Source organism: Ruegeria sp. CDSC081 (assembly GCF_059610485.1).
The window spans coordinates 452,830-478,371 of sequence record NZ_JBXWNS010000001.1 but is presented as its reverse complement, the minus strand read 5'-3'; the positions used below and the strand labels follow the sequence as shown (position 1 = coordinate 478,371).

The following is a 25,542-nucleotide window of genomic DNA, read 5'->3' as shown; positions in this document are numbered from 1 at the left end:
ATGGCAGAAGACCTTTCAAAAGAGCAGCTCAAGCCTGATCACCCCGATCGTAAGACGGGGTATGAACGGATTCTGACAGACCCTGCGCCCCCTTGGTTTGTCGAGCTGTATCCAGGTGGGGACGGGACCGGGTTTCTGCAAAAGCTGAACAGACACTCGGTTTTGTTTCACCAAAGGTCTGCGTCCCGGCTTGTGGTCAGCTTTGACAACATTGCCAATGCCAACGACCTGTCTTTTTCCCGCGAACCCTGGGGCTGGAAGTTCTTCCGTGACGAAGGCTGGTCCCATATGGGGATATTTGCGCGGACCAAAGCCTGGTACCGCGATCCCGAGATCATCTCGTATTTTCAGACCCAAGCGGATCAGGGTTTTTTTGCACAGTTTGATCAGGTTGTGTTTGCGGGCGCTTCGATGGGCGGATTTGGAGCGCTGACATTCTCGGCCCTTGTTCCCGGCGCCAATGTCATCGCTTTCAATCCGCAGACAACGCTGGATGAACGGCTGGTCCCGTGGGAAACCCGGTATCGGTTCGGGCAGGTGCAAGACTGGGATCTTCCCTTTAGCGATGCCGCGCAAACCATTGAGAATGTGGGGAAAGCCTACGTTTTCTATGATCCATTTTTTGATCTTGATCGCCAGCAGGTGACGCGATTGAAAGGCGATAATGTCGTGCTGCTGAAGACATGGTTTTCAAACCATTTCGCGGCCCCGATGCTGCGCAAATTGGATATACTGAAGCCGGTTATGCTCGAGGCGATGGACGGCACACTGGAACCCCAGGCCTATTACCGAATGATGCGGGCACGGCGGCGACTGCCTTTGTATATGCGCGGGATCGAGGCGATTGGCGGCGAACGTCACCCACAGCTTGTTACGCAAGCAAGGCAGAGGTTCCGACGGCTGCGGCGCGCAGCCTTGGCCGAAGCAGCCTCATGAAGCCCGAAAAGGGAGTCTTTATCGGACAGCGCAAAGACCGGATGGGTGCCCGGTTGCTGATGATGCTGACCTGCATCCGGTTGGCCGAGGATTTTGACACCAGCTATCGGGTCAACTGGTTTCCCAAAGGTGCGGATGCGCCAGAGCTGGACCAGCCGCAAGAATTGTTCTCACAAGAGTGGATGGATGAGCATTTCCTGAGCACCGAATCCTTTGATGCTCTAGGCGAGGATGCCTTGCCGATATGGTCGTTTCAGGGCGATGCAACTCCGGATCGGCTGTTATCCCATTTGAATTCCGGCCGCTCTGTTGTCGTCGAGGAAGGCTTTGAGGTTCTGGCCTTTCAATGGGAAGATGTCGAGCAGATCCGTCCCCGGTACCGAGAGTTCATCCATAGGATCGGGTTCACGGATGAAATCCGGAACATTATGGAAAAGGCAGATGCCAAACTAAGTGGCAAGGGGGTGTCGGCCTATCACATTCGCCGTGGCGACATCCTGAATGGCCTGCCGTGGAAGCATACGACCTGGCCGGCAAAGATCGAACCGGAAGAACTGTATGCGGCACATCTTGAAAAAAACGCAGGGTGTGCCGCGATCATGTTTTCAGATCAGCCCGAGCTTGTGGCCCGATTCCAAGTGCAGTTTCCGCACCTTATGCAAATGTCAGATATCGCGGATCTTTCCAGTCTGACCCGTGCACAACGAGACTTTCTGGAGCTCTATACCATGTCGCGCGCGGATCAGTTGATAGCGCCGTACGTTTCCGCCTTTTCCATGGCAGCGGCGCGAATTTCAGGGCAGCAGGGAAAAGTTTTTCGCGATGTTTTGAACGAAGATGAAGTCAAACGCGCCAACGAACAAGTGATCGCACGCCTGCACCGCGGTCCAGAAGAATTTCTGAATCTCTCAGAAGCCGCTCATATCTATGCCAAGGCTTCGTTTTATCTTCATGGTTTGGGCGCGGGAGATCGGGCCGAAGAGGCATTGGAACTGGTGCAGCCGTTGATGGATGCAGGTTCGGATAATGCATTCCTTCCACTTCTTCAGGCGTTGAATTACTTTTATCTGAATCGTTGGGCCGAAGCGTTAGAGATGACTGAAGCAGCCTTCGAAAACCCGCATATCTGGCCCGAAGATTTTGCTGTCGTAACTGCACTTCAAGCCGCGATATTTGGAGGGCAGAAGAAACGCTGGAAGGCTGCGCAGGTGTTCAGCAGGGCGTTTTGGACAAAACCAATGCGCCCGGATGTCATCATATTTGGCTCTCGCCTTTTGTATCGTGAACAGATTGCGCAGCGCGCAATGCCGCCAATGGATTGGGTGATGCAGAAGGCTGTTCGGAGGCCTTGGTTCAACTACAATGCGCACGTTGCGCAGAGGAAGGTACTGGGTCGCCCGCCCTGTAATTTCGACCTGATCCTATTGGATTGGGCTAGTCTGTCCGTAGATCAAAGGGCGCGCCGTCTAACCTCCAACCGATCCCGCTTGCAGACTTTGGCTGACGGGCTAGAAAGCTCAACTCAGTTGCCCGAGGATGTTCGCATTTCCCGCGAAGACCCGCGCTTTGAAGGGGTGCAATCTTTGCTGCGTTTGCATTTGGGAGATACATCTTTGGCGCAGTCTTTGGATATTGCGCGGAAAGTGGCCAAGCGCCTTCCGGATAACCCGTTATACTTAAAGCGACTGGCCGAACTGTATGAGAAAGATGGAGATTTTGTAAACGGAAGGCTGGCCATGGCAGATGCGTTGGCCTGTGATCCGGGCAACCCATTTCTGGTCTTTGCGATGGGGCAATACCTTGAAAGGAACGGGGCCGAAGAACAGGGGCAAAACCAAATTATTCAGGCTGCGGAACTGGATGACAATACAGCGGCGATTCAAGGAGAGGCCGGCAGGATATTTCTGCAACGAGGTGAAAAGCAGAATGCGCGCGTTCATCTTTCCAAGGCCCACGCGCTGTGCCCAACCCTAAAACGATATTCCAATCAGCTGAAACGTGCGGGTGGAAAATAGACGGATTTCTCTTGGTGACCGGCTTGAATACCGGTAGTTTGCGGACAAAATCTTAAACAAATCTCCGATACCACCGGGGCAATGAAAACAAGCAGGGCAGTCAGGTATGGCCGAACAGGATCCTCGATATATCAGCGTTACCCCTATGAAGAACGAAGGACCATTCGTTCTTGAATGGATCGCCCATAATCGTGCCATTGGTGTGGACCAGATTGTGGTCATGACCAATGACTGTACCGATGGTACAGATGCCTTGCTGCAGCGATTGCATGACCTTGGCATTGTCACGCATGTCGACAACAACTCGAGACGTCAGACCAGCCCGCAAAAACGCGCCTATAACGCCTTTCTGAAAATGGAAGTGGCCCGTCCACAGGATTGGGTGATCGTTATCGACGCGGATGAACATATTAACGTCAGAACCGGCGACCATACATTGCGTGCGCTGACAGGTGCCATGCCGGATGCAAAAACGATTTCAATGACTTGGCGTTTATTCGGAAACGCCGGCATTGTTCGGTACGAGGACCGTTTCCTGTCGGATCAGTTTCGCCAAGCTGCACCTGAGCGTATTTTTCGACCGCCGCAAGCTTGGGGCTTTAAGACCATGTTCCAACGCGGCCTGTGGGATGCGCTCGGTGTCCATCGACCGAAAAGACCGACCGTTGAAACGATGGAAGAATGCCATTGGTACAACGGATCCGGTCAACCGATGCCCGAAAGGTATTTTACTGCCAGTTGGCGATCGGCGCGGGATTCCGTTGGGTACGAGCATGTTCAGATCAATCACTATGCTCTGAAATCCTGTGAAAGTTATCTGGTCAAGAAAATGCGTGGTCGGGCCCATCATCTGGGGGAAAGCCTTGGGATGGAATATTGGAACATGATGAACCAAAACGCCGAAACTGAGACCTCGATCGACTCAATCCTCGATCGGAAACGGGCTTTGTATTACGAAATGCTCTCAGACGCTGAGACGGCACGCCTGCACCATATGACCTGCGATTTGCATCGCCAGCAGGTTGCCCAGTTGCGCGAACAACCTGAGATGCAAGACCTCATGCGTCAGATGACCGCCGGGTTCTCAGCCAAGGCCGAGACCTGAGGTCGCTTGGCGAATAGGAACGTTTCATGCTTTGGCTACACATAGGAATGCCCAAGACTGGGTCGACCGCGTTACAGGGGTTTGTTCGCAAAAACGGTCAAGTGATGGCTGGGGCCGGATTACACTATATGGAAACGGGCCGCAGGCGAACCGAGGGGCAGGGGCGTCTGGCCAGCAGTCATAACCTGATTGCCTTCCACATGAACCAAACCGATCAGCCGGTCACCGCCCAGCGCGAAGCGATGGCAAGGGAATATGCTGAGCATGAGGATAAGGCATGCTTGGTATCTTCTGAGATGTTGTACTCAGTCGATCTGCACAAACTGGCCGAGATTTTCGCTGAGATCCCCGCGCGTGAGATGAGGATTGCTTTCTACTGCCGTAGATATTCTGACTTTTTCGAAGCCGACTATAAACAGAGGGCAAAGAACGGCAGGCTTGCCGGGGGCGGCTCTGAATATATTCGTACCCAGCTGGACGAGATACGTGCGCATCCTGAGCGTTTCAGCTTTGCCAGTGCTGCGGCTCGGATAAGGTCAGCTTTTCCGGGCGTCTCGTTGGTGCCTATGCTGTATGAGCGCTCTGAAATGGCTAATGGCAACATTATCGATGATTTTCTGGATCGCATCGGCGTCCAACTGCCCTTGGACAGCAAGACCGAAACATCGTCCAATCCTTCGCATTCAAGAGCCGCGTGTGAGGCGTTTGGTGTGGTCACTAGGGCTATGGGACGCAAGAAAAGTCGCCAGTTGCGACGTCGGGCTGTCGATGATCCCGTGATGATGCGTAAGAATGATGTGCTTGAACCGGATGAACGTACCTGGCTGGACTCGTTTATGGCAAATGAAGATGTGAGTTTTCATCAAGAGTTCTTTCCCGACCGGACGCAGCTTTTTGCCCCTGTCAGGTTGAGTATGCATGATCAGTCGTTTCGCCGGGACACAGCCGCGGAATATCAGGCGCTGCGCCAGGCATCCGAGATCGTGTTTCGCATGGCGCTAGAGGGTTAAGCCCTTATTCGACGGTAATTTCCTGGCGCTGCCGGCCAGTGGTTTTGTCAAAGATCAGGATGCGATTGTCATCAGTCACAACCGCAAACCAGTTGTTTCCAATGGTGACCGCCTGCGCTATTGCGCCATCGGGCAACTCAACCTGATCGGGCAGGGTGGGGGTCCGGTCCGATAGCCGGATGACAATCAGTGCGAATGTCACTAGAACCCCGCCAATCATCACCGCGGTCAGCAGCATGACCATTCTCCGCAGCAGGCGAAGCTGCGGCGTTTCCTGCGGTTCTTGGGGTTCGGAAGGGACAGTCATGGGCACTCGCCAGATTGAGTTTCAAATCGCGGCCGATCCGCCGCCCCGCCTTGATAAGGCGCTTTCCCGCGATGTGCCAGCGGGGGAAAGCCTGTCGCGGACCCGATTGGGGAAGTTAATCGAAGAGGGGGCCGTGATGATCAACGGAACCGCCACCCGCGACCCCAAGGCCAAGGTGGTCGAAGGCGCAGTGGTGGCTATCACGGTGGCCGAGGCAGAAGACAGTCATATCGGGCCCGAAGATATCCCGTTGAACGTCGTATATGAAGATACTGATCTGATCGTGGTTAATAAACCGGCGGGCATGGTCGTGCATCCTGCACCGGGTTCACCGAACGGGACTTTGGTCAATGCGTTGCTACATCACTGCGGTGATGACCTGTCCGGTGTGGGCGGGGTCAAACGCCCCGGCATTGTGCACCGTATCGACAAGGAAACCAGCGGGTTGCTGGTGGTGGCCAAATCCGACGCGGCCCATCACGGGCTTGCCGCGCAGTTCGAGGCGCATAGTGTCGAACGCTATTATCGCGCCATCTGTTACGGTGTCCCGGATGCCAATGATCCCCGGTTGCGCGGTGTCAAAGGTGTCAGTTTTGAACCTGGAAATATCATGCGGGTCACGACTCAGCTGGCCCGTCACAAAACAGACCGGCAACGGCAGGCCGTGCTGTTTCACGGTGGGCGCCACGCTGTCACGCGCGCCCGTCTGGTCGAAACGTTTGGGGCCCCGCAAGGGCTGGCTCTGATCGAATGCTGGCTGGAAACAGGCCGCACGCATCAGATTCGGGTTCACATGACCCATGCCGGCCATGGTCTGGTCGGTGATCCGGTTTATGGGGGCAAGCGGAAACTCGCAGCCAAAGCCTTTAGCGCGTCTGCCGCCGAGGCCGTACGAGACTTTCCTCGTCAGGCGCTTCATGCTGCGGTTTTGGGTTTTGAGCACCCGATATCGGGTGAAAACCTTCGCTTCGAGGCTGTGTTGCCGGATGATATGGAAAATCTGATTGAACAGCTGCGCACACCGCTGACATAATAAGCAAAGTTACGTGAATAACGTTTTCTTAGGTTTCCTTTATCAAACGTTAATTTCAAACTGTTAACGGTACCTCTTGAACGGATCGGGACGACCTCCCATATCCATGTTAACGACTTAAACATTTGTCGGAGGGACAAGAAACATGGCCAATTACGCAAATCTCCCCGCGCCGACGCCGGAAGGCGGGCTGAACCGCTATATGCAGGAAATTCGGAAGTTTCCCCTGCTGGAACCAGAAGAAGAATACATGCTGGCCAAAAGCTGGGTTGAGAAGCAAGATACTGAAGCTGCACATAAAATGGTGACCTCCCATCTACGGTTGGCGGCCAAGATCGCTATGGGTTATCGCGGTTATGGGCTGCCACAGGCCGAAGTGATCTCCGAGGCCAATGTCGGTCTTATGCAGGCCGTGAAACGGTTTGACCCGGAAAAAGGGTTCCGGCTGGCGACCTATGCCATGTGGTGGATTCGCGCCTCGATTCAGGAATACATTCTGCGGTCATGGTCTTTGGTCAAACTGGGTACAACCTCGGCGCAGAAAAAGCTGTTTTTCAACTTGCGCAAAGCTAAGGCACGCATCGGTGCGCTTGAAGAGGGCGACCTGCGTCCGGAAAACGTGGCCCGGATCGCAAATGACCTTGGTGTGACCGAAGCAGAAGTGATCAGCATGAACCGCCGGATGTCCGGTGGCGACGCCTCTCTGAATGCGACCGTCGGGTCCGAGGGTGAAGGCACCATGCAATGGCAGGACTGGCTTGAGGACGAGGATGCCGATCAGGCGGGCGACTATGAGGCCCGCGATGAGCTCGACGCCCGCCGCGAGCTGTTGGTGGCTGCTCTTGAAGTTTTGAATGACCGGGAAAAAGACATTCTGACCCAACGCCGCCTGATGGATCAGGCCGTCACACTGGAAGAGCTGAGTACGCAGTACAATGTCAGTCGCGAACGCATTCGCCAGATTGAAGTCCGCGCTTTTGAGAAACTTCAGAAGAAGATGCGAGAGCTTGCCCGAGAAAAGGGGATGCTGGCCACAGCCTGACCTCTTCGTTAATTGAACGGGCCCGGTGCGACATTGGTCGTGCCGGGTTTTCTATTTGTGTTAGCGCTAATGACACTCGGACTGAGGGCGATTACAACAGACCGGATCAAAGCCATAGGGGGTGTCAATGATGCAGAATCCGGTGAATTGGGGCGTATTGGGAGCTGCGAAATTCGCGCGGCAATATATGGCCCCTGCAATCCACGCAGCTGAGGGCGCGCGTCTGGCGGGCCTTGCGACGTCCGATCCCGCCAAAGCCGAACCGTTTCAGGCCTTTTGCCCGGATTTGACGGTTTATCACAGTTATGATGCGTTGCTGAACGACCCACAGATTGAGGCCGTTTACATCCCGCTGCCCAACCATTTGCATGTCGAATGGAGCCTTAAGGCACTGGACGCCGGTAAACATGTGCTGTGTGAAAAGCCGATGGCTATGACCGTGTCCGAATTTGCCCCATTGATCAACAAACGGGATGAGACCGGATTGTTGGCGGCCGAGGCTTATATGATCGTCCAACACCCTCAATGGAAGTTTGTACGCAAGCTGATCGCCGACAAGGCGATCGGGAAATTGGCCCATGTGACGGGTGCGTTCAGCTTTGACAGCCGGGCGGATACGGCAAACATTCGCAACCGGGCTGAGACCGGCGGAGGTGGGCTGCGTGATATTGGCGTCTATGTGATTGGCAGCGCGCGCTTTGTCACCGGGCAGGAGCCGATTCAGGTCGAATCCGCCATCCGGTGGGAGGATGGGGTCGACGCTTTTACCGAGATCCGCGCTCAATTCCCGAATTTCACCTATTCCAGCTATGTCTCGATCCGAATGCATCCGCATCAAGAGATGGTGTTTCATGGCGACCGCGGCATGATCCGGCTGACTGCGCCGTTCAATCCGCGTGTGTTCGGAGAGGCGCGTGTCGAATTGCACCGCCCCGGCCTGGAAATACAGGTCACACGTTTCCCCGCGGACGATCACTATAAGCTGCAGGTCGAAGCTTTTTGTCGGTCGGTCCGTGAGGGTGCCGAATATCCGTGCCCGCTTGAGTTTTCACGCGGCACGCAGGAAGTGATTGACCGTGTGCTGGAGAATGCAGTGGCGCTGCCATGACTTGCCACGCTTCTTGAACCGCTGCAAAATCGGCTAACACCTTTACAGGAGGCATCCCGATGGCAGGTGGCTGGGCGCGCGACGGCGCAGTAAGCGAACAGATCGAGGCATCCATTTCGGATGAGCTGGCCCGAATGCAGGCCCAGAAACGGCCCGTAGGCGAAAGCCTGACCCATTGTGCCGAATGCGAAGAACCAATCCCCGAAAAGCGCCGCACAGCACTGCCTGGCGTGAAACTGTGCCTCGAGTGCCAGCAAGAACGTGACGGGGCGCACAAAATGCGCGGCGGTATCAACCGGCGCGGGTCGAAGGACAGTCAGTTGAGGTGAGTTTATTATGTTTGCTTTGAGCCCAAAGTAGAGGATGCTGCTTTTTGCTTGAATGCGCATTTGACGCAACGTTGACCAGACAGCGAAACTCATCTAGTGACGCGTTCAATCTGAGGAGTGCCCTGTCAGTGATCAAGTAATTTCCACCTTGCACGAAGCTAACTGGCTTCATTGGAAATCATTGTACAGGAGCAGCAGATGCATCCCATTATCTATGACGTCGCCGTATCGCTTGACGGGTTTATCTCTGGGTTGTCTGGAGACATTTCGAAATTCGCCCATGAAGGGCCCGTTGTCGACGACTATGCCAATCGGCTTGAAGGCTACAAGACAGCAATCATGGGCCGGAAGACCTATGAGTTTGGCTATGAATACGGACTAGAACCCGGACAGAACCCATATCCGCACATGAACACGATTGTGGTCTCAAACACGTTTCAGTTGCCTGAGAAATCCGAGGTATTGGTTCTAAAGCGGCCAGATCCAGACGATATTCGGCAGATAGCCCGAGAATCTGATGGCCCGGTATATTTGTGCGGCGGAGGAGAGTTCGCAGGATGGATGCTCGTCGAAGGATTGATCGACAGGCTGATCCTCAAGCGAGCGCCGTGTATCTTGGGAACCGGAGTTGGATTGTTTGGCAGCAATACATCGGCCTTGAGCCTGTCTCGGACCAAAACCGAAATATATGAAAACGGGTATACTCTGGATGAATTCGTAGGTTTCTGACTTCTTGAAGCGGACATTCGGACTATTTGTTCGTTTGTCCGCTTTGTCCGCGAAGCAGACATCACCGTCTCCGCTTCAGGCGGCTTCAGCCCTCCATCGCCTCCAACTCGTCAATAAAGCCCGAGATCATCGACAGGCCTTTGTCCCAGAACTTGGGATCGCTGGCATCCAGACCGAACGGGGCCAGCAGCTCTTTGTGGTGTTTTGATCCACCGGCGCGCAGCATGTCGAAATACTTGTCCTCGAACCCATCCGCGCCGCTTTCGTAGACGGAATAGAGCGCGTTCACGAGGCCATCACCAAAGGCATAGGCGTAGACGTAGAAGGGCGAGTGCACGAAATGTGGGATATAGGCCCAGAACGTCTCATACCCTTCCATGAATTCAAATGCGGGGCCGAGGCTTTCGGCCTGAACGCTCATCCACAGGGCGTTGATGTCGTCCGGGGTCAACTCGCCCTCGCGGCGGGCGGCGTGCAATTTGCATTCGAAGTCATAGAACGCGATTTGGCGCACGACCGTGTTGATCATGTCCTCGACCTTGCCAGCCAGCAGAATCTTGCGCTGCTCAGGGGTTTCGGCCTTGTCCAGCATTTTGCGGAAGGTCAGCATTTCACCAAAAACCGAAGCGGTTTCGGCCAGCGTCAGCGGGGTGGAAGACAGCATCTCACCTTGATCGGCGGCCAAAACCTGATGAACGCCATGGCCCAGCTCATGCGCCAGGGTCATCACATCGCGCGGCTTGCCCAGATAGTTCAGCATCACATAGGGGTGGACGTCAGTTACGGTGGGATGCGCAAAGGCGCCCGGCGCCTTGCCCGGTTTCACCGCGGCATCAATCCAACCCTTCGAGAAGAACGGCGCGGCGATCTCACCCATACGCGGATCAAAGGCCTCATAGGCATCCATCACGGTTTTCTCGGCGTCATCCCAGCCGACAATCTGCGTGTCTTCCATCGGCAGGGGTGCGTTGCGATCCCAGACCTGCATCACGTCCAGACCCAGCCATTTGCGTTTCAGCTCGTAATAGCGGTGGCTCAGCTTGGGGTAGGCGGCCACGACCGCCTCGCGCAGGGCCTCGACGACCTCGGGTTCGACGTCATTCGACAGATGGCGACCAGTCTGCGCGGTCGGCATATTACGCCAGCGGTCGACGATTTCCTTTTCCTTGGCCTGCGTGTTGTGAACGCGCGCGAAGGTCTTGACGTTGTCCTGAAACACGCGGGCCAATTCGCGAGAAGCCGCTTCGCGTTTGCTGCGGTCCTGCTCGGTCAGTAGGTTGAGTGTGCCTTCGATGTTCAACTCTTCTCCGTCAACATCAAAGGTCAAGCCCGCGATGGTCTCGTCGAACAGGCGTTCCCAGGCATCGCCAACAACACCCAGATCGTGCAGGAATTTTTCAAGCTCGTCAGATAGCTGATAGGGTTTCATTGCGCGGATGCGGCGGAATACGGGCTCGTAACGGGCCAGATCGGTGTTGGCGTCGAAATGCGCTTTTAGCGCGTCGTCGTCGAGGCGATTGATTTCCAGCGTGAAGAACACCAGCGGCGTGGTAAAGACAGTGATCTTTTCCTGCATGTCCGAGAGGAACTTGGCGCGCTCGGCATCGGTCGTCAGCTGATAATAGCGCAGCCCGGCAAAGGACATGATGCGCCCGGCGATCGAGTTGATCTTTTCGTTCCGCAACACGCAGGTCAGCAAGCCCAGGGCATCAAGATCCGCCAAATTGCCTTCGTAATCTGCGGCAAAGGCGGCGCATTCGGTTTCCAACCAGTCCAGGTCACGCGCAAGCTCGGCAGCGTCTTCCGAAGCATAGAGATCCGTCAGATCCCATTCCGGCAGGTTGCCAAGATTATCGGCCCCGCCGACCGCGTTTGCGTCACGTAGTGGAAAAGGAAGGTCGCGCATGGATCACCTCGAAAATCTGCTTTGGCAAACATCTAGGCGCGACCGACGAGGATCACAAGCGGACAGTCAAAGGGAAAGCGCCGGTTCCAGGGGGTGATCCGTCTATGCAGCTTTGAAATGCGCGGCGATTTGGTCAAATGCAGGGTCGCGCACCTCTGGCGGTTCCATCAGGACTTCGTGTTCACCGTCTGGAATTTCGATCAACGTGCTGTTGGGCCAGTTTGCCATGCGTGCGCGGATGGCCTTGCGGTCCACAATCTGCTCGTGGGAGCCAAGATATGTCAGGCATGGCATGGCTGGGGCAGTCTGCACCATCAACCAGTCGCATTCATCTAATGCCTCGCGCAGCCAGATCGTCGACGGTGCACCAAGGGACAGTTCGGGATACTTGGCCAGATGATCCTGCATCATTTTGTACATGGCAGGATCGCGCGTCAGGCTATTGCCTTCGAAAGGCTGTGTCAGAACATAGCTGTCCAGTGAAGTGGTCGGGGGGGTCTTTTCGCCAAACCCCAGTCGTGGGGCCCAATTTGCGGTCAACCGGCTGATGGGTTTCATAAGGGGCGTAAAGAAAATCCCCCACATCGGACCGGTAAAAACACAGGTAGCAAAACAATCGTTTTCCAAAACTGCCCGCAATCCAATGGCACCGCCCATAGAGTGGCCGATAACATGCCAGGGCCTGGGCAGATCAAGCTTTCTGGCCAGCTCTAGCGACACATCTACGTCTTGCTGATAGTCAGTGAATTTATTGATATGGCCAACCCGCGGATCGTCAAGCAACCGGTCTGCCAATCCCTGACCCCGCCAGTCGATCACCAGCACGGCAAAGCCACGCTTGACGAATTCACTCGCCGCATCTCCGTATTTTTCGATGTATTCAGTGCGACCGGGAAACAGCATGACAGTCCCGTTCGCTGTACCTTCGGGGCGCCAATGCGCCACGCGAATTCGGGTACCGTCGGCGGTGTTCAACCAATGAGCAACACCGCCAGCGGGGCCGCCAGCCACGTCTTCGAACAAAGGGGCCGACGGGTATTCCATCAGGCCAGGGCCGAGGCGAGTTTCATTGCCGCGCCCATGTCGCCGTCAATGCTCAGTTTTCCGGCCATGAAGGCGCTTGTCGGGTCCAGATCACCATTGAGAATTTGCTCGAACGTGTCCGCATCAGCGTTCAAAGTCACGTCCGTTTCTTCATCGCTGATGCGCGCGCCGCTTGCATCAACTACGATCGCGCCCAAATCCGCGATGGCAAATTTAGCCGATGCGTCGAAATCGCCGCCCGACAGTTTCTCATTCAGCACTGCTGCGGCTTTTTCCAATGAATCGCTCATGATCTTCCTCATTTTGTTAGTACGCCGTGAATGGACATCCTCGGTCGCAACGCTACACTGACACTTGTTATGAGCAATGCAATCAACAATCTCAAAGGTACCGTTGCGGCACTTTTTGTCCTAGTCATGTTTTCCTCCACTTGCCTTGCGCAGCAGGAGGATTCCCGCGACGAGGCCGAGTTGTTGCAGAACCTTGCACAGGCCACACCGGACCAGGCGACTGGAATCGACCGCCAGTTACGGGCGCTCTGGTCGCAATCTGGTTCGGCCTCCGCCGATCTGCTGCTGGAGCGTGGGCGCGAAGCACTGGATGATGGTGACACCTATGCCGCGATCGAGCATTTGACGGCCCTGACAGACCACGCGCCTGATTTCGCCGAAGGCTGGCACGCGCGGGCCTCTGCGTTTTTTGGGATCGAAAGGTTCGGGATGGCTGCCGCAGATCTGGAACATGCCCTGACGCTGAACCCGAACAACTATGAAGCCATCTACGGGCTTGGATTGATATTTGAGATTCTGGGTCAGCCCGAAAAGGCATTTGCGGCCTATTCCCATGCCTTGGCTATACATCCCCATTACGAAGAAGTAACCAATGCAGTGAATCGACTGAAAGCCCAGATCGAGGGCTCGGCCCTCTGAAAACCGGGGGCAGGGGGCAAAGGTGAGCGGGTCATCCCGAATCGTGGCCGTACTTGGCCCAACCAATACAGGCAAAACCCATTACGCAATCGAACGTATGCTGGGGTACCGCACGGGGGTGATCGGCCTGCCGCTGCGCCTGCTTGCGCGCGAGGTATACGACAAAATCGTCGCCATTCGCGGGCCGTCGGTGGTGGCGCTGATCACCGGGGAAGAACGTATCGTACCGCCGCGCGCGAAATATTGGGTCAGTACGGTCGAGGCGATGCCCGAAGGCATGGGTGCCGATTTTGTGGCTATCGACGAAATCCAACTCTGCGCCGACCCGGAACGCGGCCACGTCTTCACCGACAGGTTGCTGCGCGCGCGCGGCACCAATGAAACCCTGTTTCTGGGATCCGATACCATGCGCGGTCCCATCGCGGCACTTGTGCCCGAAGCACAATTCGTCCGGCGAGAGCGGATGTCGCAACTGGTCTATGCCGGTTCCAAGAAAATCAGCCGCATGCCACCGCGCAGCGCCATCGTCGGGTTTTCGGTCGACAACGTCTATGCCATCGCCGAGCTGCTACGCCGTCAAAAGGGTGGGGCAGCTGTGGTCATGGGGGCGCTTAGCCCGCGTACACGGAATGCACAGGTTGAGCTCTATCAGAATGGTGAGGTCGACTATTTGGTTGCCACCGATGCCATCGGGATGGGGTTGAACCTGGATGTGAACCATGTTGCGTTCTCGTCCCTGACCAAATTCGATGGCCGGCGGATGCGGCCCCTGGCCCCGAATGAGCTTGCCCAAATTGCTGGCCGCGCAGGGCGCGGAATGTCCGATGGAACCTTCGGCGTGACCGGCGAGGCGCCGCCTCTGGACGATGGTGTCGCGCAGGCCATTATGGACAGCCGCTTTGCGCCGATGAAAAAACTGAATTGGCGGAATGCCGCCTTGCAGTTTGGTTCGATTGACGCTCTGATCCACACGCTCGAGATTAGCCCGGATAGCGAACACCTGATCAAAGCCCGTCCGGCAGATGATCTGAATGTGCTTAAATCCTTGTCGCAAGTTGCCGAAATTGCGGCCCGTGCCAGTGATCCGCAATCCGTTCGTTTGTTATGGGATGTGTGCCGAATCCCCGATTTTCGCGGCATCAGCCATGCCGAACATGCCAGCCTGCTCGAAGTGATTTTTGGCCACCTGCATGAAGGTGGTTCGATCCCGGATGACTTTATGGCGCGGCAAATCCGCCGGATCGACCGAACGGATGGCGATATAGATGCACTGTCAAAAAGGTTGGCATATATTCGCACCTGGACTTACGTTGCGCAACGAAATGGTTGGGTGCGTGACGAATCCCATTGGCGTGATGAGACGCGCATTGTAGAAGACAGGCTGTCAGACGCTCTGCATGACCGTTTGACTCAGAGATTTGTGGACCGGCGCACATCCGTTTTGTTGCGCCGGCTCAAACAGAAGGAGGCCCTTTTGGCCGAAGTAAATGACAAGGGTGAAGTGACCGTCGAAGGTGAATTCGTCGGTCGTCTGGAAGGGTTCCGGTTCAGTCCGGACAAAAGCGCGCAAGGAGCCGAGGCGAAAGCCTTGAAATCGGCGTCCTTGCAAGCCCTCGCGCCGCAATTCCATCTGCGTGCCGATCGCTTCTATAATGCACCCGATACCGAAATTGATTTTACCGATCAGGGTGGCCTGATGTGGGGTGAATATGCCGTTGGCAAACTGGTTGCCGGGGCAGAGCCTCTCAAGCCGCTGGTCGAGGTTTTTGTGGACGAGGCCGCGGGCCCCGATGTTGAACAGAAAGTTCAGCGTCGCCTGCAGCATTTCATCGACCGCAAAGTGGCCGCACTGTTCGAGCCGTTGCTGAACCTGTCGCGCGATGAAGAACTCAATGGGCTGGCCAGGGGCTTTGCCTTCCGCATGGTTGAGGCGCTAGGTGTATTACCGCGCGCAGGTGTCGCGCAAGACGTCAAGGATCTGGATCAGGACGCCCGTGGCGCGCTGCGCAAACACGGTATCCGCTTTGGTCAGTTCACCATTTTCATGCCGCTGCTGCTGAAACCGGCCCCAACGCGTCTGCGTCTTGTTCTGTGGGCATTGGCAAATGGCCTGCAGGAATTTCCCGACGCGCCGCCTCCGGGTCTTGTTACTGTGCCCATCGCCAAAGGCGCACCTGACGGTTATGACACTATGTGTGGTTATCGCGATGCGGGCGAACGCTCGATCCGGATCGACATGCTGGAACGTCTGGCCGACATGCTGCGCGCTGAAGACAGCCGTGGTGGGTTTGAGGCCAAGCCTGACATGCTGTCGATCACCGGTATGACGCTGGAACAATTCGCCGACCTGATGCAGGGGCTGGGCTACAAGGCCGAACGCGCCGAGCGTGAAAAGGTTAAGCCCGCGCCGGCAGAGCTACCTGCCGCAGAGGCCACGGAAGCAGCTGCCTCCGAGGAAGTACCCGCACCAGAGGGAACCCCCGAAGAGGTCGCCGCACCCACCGAGGCGTCAGCCGAGGCCACCGAAAGCACCGAGGCAGCAGCCGAGGCCACCGCGCCGACAGCAGCAACAGATGAACCCGAGGTTGAGGTCTTCTATACCTTCACCTGGGGCCGTCAGCGTCAGGCCAACCAAGGCCCACGCCGTGAACAGCGGCAGGGGCAGGGCAAAGGTAAGCCGCGCGGTAAGCCTCAGGATGGCCGGGGCAAGCCGCAGGGCAAGAAAGGTGGCAAGCCGCAGGGTGCCAAGACCTTCTCGTCTCGTCCGCCCAGGAAAGAAAAGCCCATTGATCCCGATAACCCGTTCGCGGCCGCGCTTATGGGTTTGAAGGAAGGCAACTAAAGCCTGATGACCGAGGCCCGGCTTCGGATCGATAAATGGCTGTGGCAGGCTCGGTTCTTCAAGACCCGAAGCCTGTCCGCCAAACAGGTCAGTGGCGGCCATGTCCGCGTCAACGGAAACCGGATCCTGAAACCGGCGCAGCCTGTGGCCCCCGGTGATGTTCTGACCTTCCCTCAGGGGCGGATTGTGCGCGTTGTGCGTATCGAAAAACTGGGTGATCGGCGCGGACCGGCAACCGAGGCGCAGACACTATATACCGATTTGACCGAAAAGCAGGACACGCAGCCGCGAAATCCAGGGTTTGAGGGAAAAGGTCGTCCCACCAAGAAGGATCGGCGTGTACTTGATCTTTCTCGCAATCAAGATAGCTGAACATATCTTGAAGCTGACGCCATACTGATTTAGCTAGACGCCCAAACCGCAAACGGGAAATTCACCATGACCTATGTTGTCACTGAAAACTGCATCGCCTGCAAATACACCGACTGTGTCGAAGTGTGTCCGGTGGATTGTTTCTATGAAGGTGAGAATACACTGGTCATCCATCCCGATGAATGCATCGACTGCGGAGTATGTGAACCTGAATGTCCCGCTGATGCGATCCGTCCGGATACTGAGCCGGGCATGGATCAATGGGTCGAGTTCAATCGTAAGTTCTCCGAGCAGTGGCCGGTGATCGTGACCAAGAAAGACCCGCTGCCTGATGCAGAAGAGCGTGATGGCGAAGAGGGTAAGATGGAGAAATACTTCTCTGAGGCCCCCGGCGAAGGCGGCTAAGCGATTCGCGCTCTGAACTTGTCAGTTCAGCAGTGGGATGGCGCCTTATCTATCTGTTTCTTAACACCTTTCTTTCAAGTGGAAAGGGGCAGCCTTTCGAGTGTCTCAATTTTGTGATATACTCGGAAATTGAACGTTGATTGAGATGGGGATGACTCCGTAAGTATGCTCGCTTTGGAGTTCTGATTAGTTGAAAACACAGCAACCTGACCGGGCCGTACTGGCACGGGGTGGGTCGTTTTGTTGTCTGTCCCGCGCTCTCGTAACCAAGGAAGAACCTGTATGTCTAAGTCGAAGAAGCTTGAGTTTCGCCCCAACGACTATGTTGTTTACCCGGCCCATGGTGTCGGTCAGATCATTTCGATCGAAGAGCAGGAAGTTGCCGGATACTCGCTCGAGCTGTTCGTCATTTCCTTTGAGAAAGACAAAATGACCCTGCGCGTGCCGACCAACAAAGCGACCGAGTCTGGTCTGCGATCGCTCAGCTCGCCGGATGTCATCAGCCAGGCGATGAAAACGCTGAAGGGCAAGGCCAAGGTCAAGCGTGCCATGTGGTCCCGCCGGGCACAGGAATATGAACAAAAGATCAACTCGGGTGATCTGATCTCGATTGCCGAAGTTGTCCGCGATCTACACCGCACCGATGATCAGCGCGAACAGAGCTATTCCGAACGTCAGCTTTATGAAGCCGCGCTTGAGCGTCTGACCCGCGAAGTCGCGGCAGTATCCGGCGCAGGCGAAGTGTCTGCGGCCAGGCAGGTGGATGAGGTTCTGACCTCGCGCGCGGCAGCGGCGGCCTGAACCTGCTGAAATCAAAGTTTTAAGGCCATCCCCGCAAGGAGGTGGCCTTTTTATATTGCAGTCACCTATTGAAATCGGGGCCACTAAACCTGCGTAGCTACGGCTATAAGAAACCCTATCTCGGCCAGTTGTTGAGTAGCGCCCAGTATGTCACCGGTCTGACCCTCGATCTTGGCCTTGGCTAGCATCGCCATTGCCACCGCAGAGAAAGCGGCAATCAGCGCAGGGAAAACCACCTGCAACCCGATCATTGGCAGAGTGAGCAGCAGCGCCATGGCCCCGCCGAGTATCACCGCGGTCGATCCGGGTGCGCCCACTGAATGGCTAAGGCCCGATTGGCGGGCATTTGGAAGGACGGACATAACAACAGGCATCATAGCCCGCGAAACGATGCATGCGGCCAATATGGTGGTAAAACCCGCATTCGAAAGGATCGCGGCAATCAACGACACGCGCAGCAGTTGCGAAGAAATCAGGGCAAGGACGCCATAGGTGCCGATGTGGCTGTCCTTCATGATCTCTAGCCGCCGTTCAGGCGTGAAACCGCCCCACAGCCCGTCGGCGGTATCTGCAAGCCCATCCTCGTGCATCGCGCCGGTGGTGATGGTCAGGACAAGAACGACAAGTATGGCACACGCTATCGACGGCAGCCCCATGGCCGTTGCCATCCATCCAACGGCACAGGCCAACAGGCCGACAACAAGCCCCGCCAATGGAAAGGCCCAAACGGCACTGGCCTGACGCGAGAACACTCTGTCAGGCAGCCGCGGCACGGGCAAACGCGTCAACAGGACCAAAGCCAGCGGAATATCCCAGGCAGAAATGAGCTTGGTGTCGTTTTTTAGCACTCCTGCGCCTTTCAGGGTCTTGTCGGTTTGATCGCTTCGGTTAAACACGCAGGACCACTCTGATGCAACGAGGCTTTGGATGCTGCCCGAAATTAACAATCTGAATTCTTTCCGCGAAGCTGTCCGGCAAGCCTCCGGGCCCGATGATGCCGCTGCGCAAGGGGCGACTGACCGTAATGGGCAGCTGACCAAACCTCCGGGCGCGCTTGGTCGGTTGGAAGACCTGGCAATCTGGTATGCAGGCTGGCGCGGGGATGCCCGCCCGCAGATCACCTCGCCGCAGGTTATCGTGTTTGCCGGAAACCACGGTGTCACAGCACAGGGTGTTTCGGCCTTTCCACCGGAAGTGACCGTGCAGATGGTGTTGAACTTTGAACATGGCGGGGCGGCCATCAACCAGCTGGCCAAGGCGGCTGGGGCAACGATGGATGTCCACGCGCTGGAGCTTGAGCGACCGACCGCGGATTTCACATCAGGTCCAGCTATGTCAGAGGACGACCTGTTGCAGGCGCTGCGCACCGGGTGGATTGCGGTCAGACCAGACGCCGATCTTCTTGTTGTTGGTGAAATGGGTATCGGCAACACGACCCCCGCAGCGGCGATTGCTTGCGCCTTGTTCGGAGGTGAGGCGGGCGATTGGACTGGTCGCGGAACAGGTGTCGATGATGCGGGATTAGCAAACAAAACCCGTGTGGTGGCCGAAGGTGTTACGCTACATGGCGGTTCGGGCGATGGGCTAGAGATTCTGCGCCGTCTGGGCGGACGCGAGATCGCCGCTATGGCCGGAGCCATTGCCGCCGCACGCGCGCTGCACATTCCGGTTATTCTGGATGGCTTTATCTGCTCAGCGGCCGCCGCGTGTCTGTCTGACCTTTCAGAGAGCGCGCTGGATCACACGATCGCCGGGCACCAGAGCGCGGAAGGTGCGCATGGCGCTGTGTTGGCCAAGCTCGGTAAAGAGCCTTTGCTGAAGCTGGGGCTGCGACTAGGTGAAGGCTCTGGCGGGGCGCTGGCGATCAATATCCTCAAAAGCGCTGTTGCCTGTCATTCCGGCATGGCGACCTTTGCCGAAGCTGGCGTCTCGGACGGTTGATCTGCGCGGCCTGACCGTCAGTTGAAGGTCAGGCCGATTTTTTGTCGTTTTCTTCCGCCAATTCCAGCAGTTCGGTCTCAAGGTCTTTTTCCAGCTGCTGCGCACGCTCGATGTATTTTTTGTTCTCGGCGGTGGGCAGCCCGGGAATCCAGAGCTCTGCAAGTTCACGAACCGACATGCGATCATGGTGGTAGAAAGTCTGTTCGGCCTGCGCCGCCTCGTATTCGCTGAGACCCACATTCTCGAGCACATATCGCCCGGCCCGTAATGAGCCATCGAAAGTCTCGCGCACAATGTCGTTCGCGCCGGCTTGATACAGCTCGTACACATGGGTCCGATCCCGTGCCCGCGCGACGATGTGTAGGTCTGGGCGCTGGCGGCGCGCATAGCCGACAAGACGCGTCACCTTCTTGCGATCATCCATCGCAGCCACCAGAACAGATGCTTTTTCAAGGCCGGCCGCGCGCAACAGTTCCGGACGGGTCGGATCCCCTAGGAACCCTTTTACGCCAAAGCGACGCATCAGCTGGATGGTTTCGATGTTATGGTCAAGAACGATGGTTTTGAACCCGCTTGCCTGCACCAGACGATTGACGATCTGACCAAATCGCCCGATCCCGGCGATGATGACCGGGCCTTTCTCGTCGATCTCATCCGGTTCGGGTGCCGGTGTGCCATCCCCCATCCGGCGCGAGAGAAGATCATAAATGATGAACAAAAGCGGCGTGATCAGCATGGTCAGCGCAATGATCATCAGAAGTTTTTGTGACAGATCCCCTGGAATCACATTCTGCTGGGTCGAAAACGCCAGCAGGACAAAGCCGAACTCACCCGCTTGCGCCAGCCCCAGTGTAAACAGCCAGTGATCGCGTCCGCGCAGTTTAAAGGCGCGGCCAACCAGGAACAGAATGATCCCCTTGACCAGAATGACCAATAGGGCCAGCCCGATCAGGTCGAAGGGGTCGTCGAAGAAATAGGCGACATCGATGCCCGCGCCAACGGTGATGAAAAACAGACCAAGGAAAAGGCCTTTGAACGGCTCTAGGTCGCTCTCCATTTCATGCCGGAACTCGGAACTGGCCAGCACCACACCTGCAAGAAACGCGCCCAGAGCGGGTGACAGGCCAACCAGCGTCATCAGGAAGGAAATGCCAACCACAATCATCAACGCCAGCGCCGTATACATCTCGCGGAGGCGGGTCGCATGAATAAAGCGGAACAAGGGCCTGGTCAGGTACACTCCGGCGAGAATGACGAAACCGATCGCGGCAATGGTGACAAGCGTTACCGCCCACCCTGGCAACCCCTCGACCAATGACAAGCTATGATGCGCCGCGCCGTGGTGCCCCGTGGATATGCGGTTGATAGATCCGTCATTTGCAATCTGGGGAATGGCAGGCAGAGCCAGCAGTGGAAGCAGTGCCAGGATTGGTATGACCGCGATGTCTTGAGTCAGCAGTACTGAAAAGGTCGCCCGTCCTCCGTTCGTTTTCATCAAGCCCTTTTCCGACAGGGTCTGCAAAACAATCGCAGTTGATGACAGGGAAAGCGTCAGCCCCACTGCCAGGGCTACGGACCATGGATGATTTGCATACATGGCGACGCTGGCGATCACTGCGGTCGATAACAGCACCTGGAGGCCGCCAAGCCCCAAAAGCCTGTCCCGCATATCCCAAAGAGCGCGCGGTTCCAGTTCAAGTCCGATCAGGAACAGCATCATGACTACGCCGAATTCAGCCACATGCTGCAGGTTTTCCGTTTCCGCACCCACCAATCCGAACAACGGCCCTATGACAAGGCCCGCGGCCAGATATCCCAGTACAGAGCCCAGTCCCAGACGCGCCGAAAGCGGCACGGCGATCACAGCCGCAGCCAGATAGATCGTCGCCTGGTAAAGGAAGTTGTCCATGATCGTCCTTTCAATGCGCTCAGGTGGGCAGGGGGGCGTCGCGTTTGAGCTGATCCATAACGATTTGGCTTTGTATCCGAGCCACTGCAGGATGTGGAAGGATTACCTGATGAAGCAAGCGATTAAGCGCGGATAGATCGTCGCAATAGACATGTAGTAAATAATCGGCCTCACCTGTCATTGTCCATGCGCTGGTGATTTCGGCGCGTGTTTCGACCATACGGGCAAAGCCTTCAGATTGCTCGGGGCCGTGCGTACTCAGATGAACCTGAACAAAACCCTGCACCTGCAACCCTAACTTTAGAGGATCGAGGCGTGCGACATAGCTGGTGATATACCCTTCAGCTTCCAGCCGTTGGCGCCGACGACCAGCCTGACTGGGCGACAGGTTCAACATCTCTCCAAGTTGATGTGCTGTTAGGTGGGCGTTTTTCTGCAGCGCTGACAGCAGGCGCGTATCAGTAGAATCAAGCATGTGCGGAAAAACTCCGTGATTGGCCAATCTTGTGCGCAAATTACGCGCGCCCTTTTAAGTTATTGAAAAACTATGCGCGAAAAAAGTGCCGATTAAGACGTATTTTGAAATCAGCAAATAAATTCCTGTATTAACGGAGACGCGCCATGGGTCCTTTCCCTCACAACGCCCCGAAATCAATCATATCGGATGAAAACCCCGCCGGAACCGATGGGTTCGAGTTTGTCGAGTTTGCACATCCCGAGCCGCAAGAGCTGCGCGATCTGTTCGCAAAGATGGGATTCGCGCTGGTAGGTCACCACAAGGACAAGCCTGCGATTGAGTTGTGGCAACAGGGTGATGTGACTTACATCCTGAATGCAGATCCCGACAGCTATTCTGCCCGGTTCGTGGGCGAGCATGGCCCTTGTGCTCCGGCGATGGGATGGCGCGTCGTGGATGCGCAGAAAGCCTATGAGCACGCTGTAGCGAAAGGGGCTGAACCTTATGACGCGGCAGACAAGACACTGAATGTGCCTGCAATCAAGGGGATTGGCGGATCGTTGATCTATTTCATTGATCAATATTACGAAACATCGCCCTATAATCAGGAATTCACATGGACCGAACAGTCCAAGCCCCGGGGGGATGGGTTCTATTATCTCGATCACCTGACCCACAATGTTTACAAGGGCAATATGGACAAGTGGTTCAAGTTCTATGGTGATTTGTTCAACTTCCGTGAAATCCGTTTTTTTGACATTCAGGGCAAATTCACCGGTCTTTTTAGCCGCGCGCTGACGTCTCCATGCGGGCGTATCCGCATTCCGATCAACGAAGATCGCGGCGAAACCGGGCAGATCGTTTCCTACTTGAAGAAATACAAGGGCGAGGGCATCCAGCATATCGCTGTGGGCAGCGAGGATATCTATGCCTCGACCGATGCGATTGCCGAAAAGGGGCTGAAGTTCATGCCCGGCCCGAACGAAGCCTATTATGAGTTGTCTAAAACCCGCGTGGTCGATCATGAAGAGCCGTTGGACCGGATGATGAAGCACGGTATTCTGATTGATGGAGAGGGCGTTCTGGACGGTGGTGAGACCCGGATTCTGCTGCAAATCTTCTCGAAAACGGTCATCGGACCGATTTTCTTCGAGTTCATTCAGCGCAAAGGCGACGATGGGTTTGGCGAGGGTAACTTTAAGGCGCTGTTCGAATCCATCGAGCGAGAGCAGATTGAAAGTGGAGAAATTTCAGCAGCTTGATGCAAGAAGGTAATCCTGCGTGGTGACCCGCGCAGGCCGCCTCTTAACCACGTGGCATCTTGAGAACTACGTTTCGCCCGCGTTTCTGATAGCGCAATTCATTGTCGCTGATAGCAATGACATTGCCGCCGTCAAGCCTGTCCCCGATCTTGAGCTTTTTGTACCTGCCGCTGGGCAGCCGAACCAATGCGCGGCGATTGGATGGGCTGCCGTAAACCCCGATCAGGTTCAGTTTCCGCAGGTTGATTGCATTGTCGATTGTGGCCTGCCGTGCAACCGAAGCCGAGGATGGGATTTTGGGCGCTGTGGTTTTGGGCTGGAACGTTCCGACCTCATTGTTGAGCTGTTCAATTCCAGCTGCCGAACCCAAAGTCGCAGTACCTGCACTGGCCTGCCGGGTCAGTCCGGCCGGTCGGAGTTTGGGGCGCGGCACCCTCATTTCCGCAAGGGGCTCAGTCGATTCCGGCGGCGGCGGGGCACGCAAAAGGGATTCCGGGCGCGGTTTCGGGCGAATTCCCGACAATTCTTTCAATGTACGCCCTTGAAGCCGCTGCCGTTCAAAATTTTCGGCCAGGTTCTCGGGCCTTGGTTTCGGTCGCAATGTCGCCAGCCTGTTGTCGACCACTTCCTCAACAGGTGCCTTTTCCAGCCGGACTAAAGCCGATGGAGGGGGAGTTTTAGAAGGTGTTCCCAAATAGACAACCACCCCGTCCGGGTTCAAGACGCCTTCTTTGGTTGGTATTACCAGCCCGCGCTCATCAAGGCTGAACCTGGCCCCGGCAGCGGTTGAAAGTGGTTCGAAATCAAATGGCAGGTCGGTGTCGTATGTGTGTACTGGCGGCAATGCGATTGCATCACGCGACAGATTTGAGTCGTCTTTGGAGGCCAGATACAGCTCAATTTGCGGATCCTGCGTCGGCGCTATCAAAAGGCCCGGTGACGTGATTTCGATCTCCGGCTGTGTCGGAACTAACTGAGGTTCAGGCTCAAGCTCGATTTCGTCTACCAACGCGGGCGCAACGCTCAGCGCCTCAAGAATTGCCTGGTCGGTTGCAGACAGCTCTGGCTCTGATTCAGAGGTCGGTGCCATTTCTGGCTCTGCGGTCTCGGGCACTGTGACTTCGGCCTGTGCTGCGGGTGTCTCTGCAGGCTCGACAGGTCCAGAACTCGGTTCGAGTTGGGATATTGTTTCGTCCAGCAGGGCCAGTTCTGAATCGGCAGGGGCAGGGCTGTCTTCTCCGAAAAGACTCCATATGCCACCGGCCACCAACATCAAAGCCACCGCCGCTACAATTCGCACTGATGGCAGAGAGGTCCAGTTAGGTGCGGCCACTTTTTGGACAGGCCAAAAGCTGGTCGGAGCGGTAGAATCGGCGATCGCGTGAACAACCGGACTATCCTGCGCGGGGTCTGTAGCGATCACTTTGGGCGCGTTTGTCGTCGCAGGCGCGTCCCCAAGCGGGAAAAACGGTTCGGTCGGAAAGTCATCTGTTTCATATGCAGCGCTGAACGCGACCGGAACGAATCCGTATCCCAGCACAAACCCCCGAGCTTCCTCCAGTGTATCGCGTGGAACGACGGCGACGCATGTGGTCGCCCCGTCATCTGCCGTGACATATACCAGCTCTGTCAGGTCATAAGGGGTGGCATCGGATACAGCGTGTTGCACAGCCTGTTCGGTGTCTTCGAAGGATGATCCGGCGGTATCGACTTTGATGAATTTGACCTGATCCCTTGGGATAATGACCTTGCAGCTCAGGTCATTTTCAAGCGCAAACCCCTTGTCCCGAAGCACTTTCAACTGCTCTTCCAAGTTGGAGGCATCCAACGACACCTCACCTATGGCGAACCAGTCGCCATCGGAATTGTGGTGCAAAGAAATTCCGGTTGTAGAAATGGACAGCGCAAAAGCGGGTTTCATAATCCGGAGGAACCATAATTGTCAGTTGCAATGCAAACGATGCCTCGTCCGCAGACCGACATTAAAGCAGGATCTCGCCGAGGGAAAGAAAAAGCCTGCGTCTCCTCTTGCCCCGTGACCCGGTGCAGCCCCATGTTGA

At 56.1% G+C, this 25,542-nt stretch carries 24 protein-coding genes; 16 read left to right on the top strand and 8 right to left on the bottom strand.

Annotation, left to right across the window (positions count from 1 at the left end; translation table 11 throughout):
• From AC2FH9_RS02375 to AC2FH9_RS02360, 4 genes are all read left to right on the top strand, one after another.
• On the top strand, positions 1-936 hold the full coding sequence (locus AC2FH9_RS02375) for a hypothetical protein (protein ID WP_496690734.1): 936 nt from the start codon (positions 1-3) through the stop codon (positions 934-936).
• Positions 933-2,951: a hypothetical protein gene (locus tag AC2FH9_RS02370; protein WP_496870634.1), complete on the top strand. Its 2,019-nt coding sequence runs from the start codon at positions 933-935 to the stop codon at positions 2,949-2,951. The genes AC2FH9_RS02375 and AC2FH9_RS02370 overlap by 4 nt, the downstream gene beginning before the upstream one ends.
• A 106-nt stretch (positions 2,952-3,057) precedes the next feature.
• The gene (locus AC2FH9_RS02365) at positions 3,058-4,056 is read left to right on the top strand and encodes a glycosyltransferase family 2 protein (protein ID WP_496870633.1); all 999 of its coding nucleotides are present in this window, start codon (positions 3,058-3,060) and stop codon (positions 4,054-4,056) included.
• A 26-nt stretch (positions 4,057-4,082) separates the two neighbouring features.
• Positions 4,083-5,066 carry a hypothetical protein gene (locus tag AC2FH9_RS02360; RefSeq protein ID WP_496870632.1) on the top strand — a complete coding sequence of 328 codons (984 nt, stop codon included), beginning with the start codon at positions 4,083-4,085 and terminating at the stop codon, positions 5,064-5,066.
• Between the two features lie 4 nt (positions 5,067-5,070).
• On the opposite strand, the gene AC2FH9_RS02355 is transcribed toward AC2FH9_RS02360, so the two are convergent.
• Positions 5,071-5,373 (bottom strand): DUF6476 family protein, encoded by a 303-nt coding sequence (locus AC2FH9_RS02355; RefSeq protein ID WP_496870630.1) that lies wholly within the window; start codon positions 5,371-5,373, stop codon positions 5,071-5,073.
• Here AC2FH9_RS02355 and AC2FH9_RS02350 point away from each other — a divergent pair.
• From AC2FH9_RS02350 to AC2FH9_RS02330, 5 genes are all read left to right on the top strand, one after another.
• Positions 5,372-6,406, top strand: a complete 1,035-nt coding sequence (locus tag AC2FH9_RS02350; RefSeq protein WP_496870628.1) for an RluA family pseudouridine synthase — start codon at positions 5,372-5,374, stop codon at positions 6,404-6,406. The two genes, AC2FH9_RS02355 and AC2FH9_RS02350, sit on opposite strands and share 2 nt — an antisense overlap.
• Before the next feature lie 145 nt (positions 6,407-6,551).
• Entirely contained in the window at positions 6,552-7,448 is an 897-nt protein-coding gene (gene rpoH / locus AC2FH9_RS02345) for an RNA polymerase sigma factor RpoH (protein ID WP_496749109.1), read from the top strand.
• A 130-nt stretch (positions 7,449-7,578) separates the two neighbouring features.
• Positions 7,579-8,556, top strand: a complete 978-nt coding sequence (locus AC2FH9_RS02340; RefSeq protein ID WP_496870713.1) for a Gfo/Idh/MocA family protein — start codon at positions 7,579-7,581, stop codon at positions 8,554-8,556.
• A 59-nt stretch (positions 8,557-8,615) separates the two neighbouring features.
• Positions 8,616-8,885, top strand: a complete 270-nt coding sequence (locus tag AC2FH9_RS02335; RefSeq protein ID WP_281972270.1) for a DksA/TraR family C4-type zinc finger protein — start codon at positions 8,616-8,618, stop codon at positions 8,883-8,885.
• A gap of 198 nt (positions 8,886-9,083) precedes the next feature.
• Positions 9,084-9,614, top strand: coding sequence for a dihydrofolate reductase family protein (locus AC2FH9_RS02330; protein ID WP_496870626.1), 531 nt, complete (start codon positions 9,084-9,086; stop codon positions 9,612-9,614).
• Between the two features lie 85 nt (positions 9,615-9,699).
• On the opposite strand, the gene AC2FH9_RS02325 is transcribed toward AC2FH9_RS02330, so the two are convergent.
• The 3 genes from AC2FH9_RS02325 to AC2FH9_RS02315 form a co-directional block, all read right to left on the bottom strand.
• Entirely contained in the window at positions 9,700-11,520 is a 1,821-nt protein-coding gene (locus AC2FH9_RS02325; protein ID WP_496713514.1) for a M3 family oligoendopeptidase, read from the bottom strand.
• Positions 11,521-11,622: 102 nt separating this feature from the next.
• Entirely contained in the window at positions 11,623-12,564 is a 942-nt protein-coding gene (locus tag AC2FH9_RS02320) for an alpha/beta hydrolase (protein ID WP_496870624.1), read from the bottom strand.
• Positions 12,564-12,854 carry an SCP2 sterol-binding domain-containing protein gene (locus tag AC2FH9_RS02315; protein ID WP_142634424.1) on the bottom strand — a complete coding sequence of 97 codons (291 nt, stop codon included), beginning with the start codon at positions 12,852-12,854 and terminating at the stop codon, positions 12,564-12,566. The genes AC2FH9_RS02320 and AC2FH9_RS02315 overlap by 1 nt, the downstream gene beginning before the upstream one ends.
• Positions 12,855-12,884: 30 nt before the next feature.
• Between AC2FH9_RS02315 and AC2FH9_RS02310 the strand changes: the two genes are divergently transcribed.
• The 5 genes from AC2FH9_RS02310 (at position 12,885) to AC2FH9_RS02290 (ending at position 17,913) form a co-directional block, all read left to right on the top strand.
• Complete coding sequence (locus AC2FH9_RS02310; RefSeq protein ID WP_496690727.1) at positions 12,885-13,493, top strand: tetratricopeptide repeat protein; 609 nt, start codon at positions 12,885-12,887, stop codon at positions 13,491-13,493.
• A gap of 22 nt (positions 13,494-13,515) precedes the next feature.
• Positions 13,516-16,335 carry a helicase-related protein gene (locus AC2FH9_RS02305; protein ID WP_496870622.1) on the top strand — a complete coding sequence of 940 codons (2,820 nt, stop codon included), beginning with the start codon at positions 13,516-13,518 and terminating at the stop codon, positions 16,333-16,335.
• A 6-nt stretch (positions 16,336-16,341) separates the two neighbouring features.
• Entirely contained in the window at positions 16,342-16,707 is a 366-nt protein-coding gene (locus AC2FH9_RS02300; protein ID WP_496687609.1) for an RNA-binding S4 domain-containing protein, read from the top strand.
• Between the two features lie 66 nt (positions 16,708-16,773).
• Positions 16,774-17,112 (top strand): ferredoxin FdxA, encoded by a 339-nt coding sequence (gene fdxA / locus AC2FH9_RS02295; RefSeq protein WP_085821728.1) that lies wholly within the window; start codon positions 16,774-16,776, stop codon positions 17,110-17,112.
• Positions 17,113-17,394: 282 nt separating this feature from the next.
• Entirely contained in the window at positions 17,395-17,913 is a 519-nt protein-coding gene (locus tag AC2FH9_RS02290; RefSeq protein WP_142634416.1) for a CarD family transcriptional regulator, read from the top strand.
• 83 nt (positions 17,914-17,996) lie between these two features.
• Here the strand turns inward: AC2FH9_RS02290 and cobS are convergent, their stop codons facing one another.
• Positions 17,997-18,761 carry an adenosylcobinamide-GDP ribazoletransferase gene (gene cobS, locus AC2FH9_RS02285; protein WP_496870620.1) on the bottom strand — a complete coding sequence of 255 codons (765 nt, stop codon included), beginning with the start codon at positions 18,759-18,761 and terminating at the stop codon, positions 17,997-17,999.
• Positions 18,762-18,840: 79 nt separating this feature from the next.
• On the opposite strand from cobS, the gene cobT reads away from it, so the two are divergent.
• The gene (gene cobT, locus AC2FH9_RS02280) at positions 18,841-19,854 is read left to right on the top strand and encodes a nicotinate-nucleotide--dimethylbenzimidazole phosphoribosyltransferase (RefSeq protein WP_496870618.1); all 1,014 of its coding nucleotides are present in this window, start codon (positions 18,841-18,843) and stop codon (positions 19,852-19,854) included.
• A gap of 28 nt (positions 19,855-19,882) precedes the next feature.
• Here cobT and AC2FH9_RS02275 read toward each other — a convergent pair whose 3' ends face one another.
• Both AC2FH9_RS02275 and AC2FH9_RS02270 read right to left on the bottom strand, forming a co-directional pair.
• Complete coding sequence (locus tag AC2FH9_RS02275; RefSeq protein ID WP_142634410.1) at positions 19,883-21,763, bottom strand: monovalent cation:proton antiporter-2 (CPA2) family protein; 1,881 nt, start codon at positions 21,761-21,763, stop codon at positions 19,883-19,885.
• 19 nt (positions 21,764-21,782) lie between these two features.
• Complete coding sequence (locus tag AC2FH9_RS02270; RefSeq protein WP_142634408.1) at positions 21,783-22,238, bottom strand: Lrp/AsnC family transcriptional regulator; 456 nt, start codon at positions 22,236-22,238, stop codon at positions 21,783-21,785.
• A gap of 146 nt (positions 22,239-22,384) precedes the next feature.
• On the opposite strand from AC2FH9_RS02270, the gene hppD reads away from it, so the two are divergent.
• Entirely contained in the window at positions 22,385-23,482 is a 1,098-nt protein-coding gene (gene hppD / locus AC2FH9_RS02265) for a 4-hydroxyphenylpyruvate dioxygenase (protein WP_281994757.1), read from the top strand.
• A 43-nt stretch (positions 23,483-23,525) separates the two neighbouring features.
• Here the strand turns inward: hppD and AC2FH9_RS02260 are convergent, their stop codons facing one another.
• Positions 23,526-25,403 carry a hypothetical protein gene (locus tag AC2FH9_RS02260; RefSeq protein ID WP_496870615.1) on the bottom strand — a complete coding sequence of 626 codons (1,878 nt, stop codon included), beginning with the start codon at positions 25,401-25,403 and terminating at the stop codon, positions 23,526-23,528.
• Between the last annotated feature and the right edge of the window lie 139 nt (positions 25,404-25,542).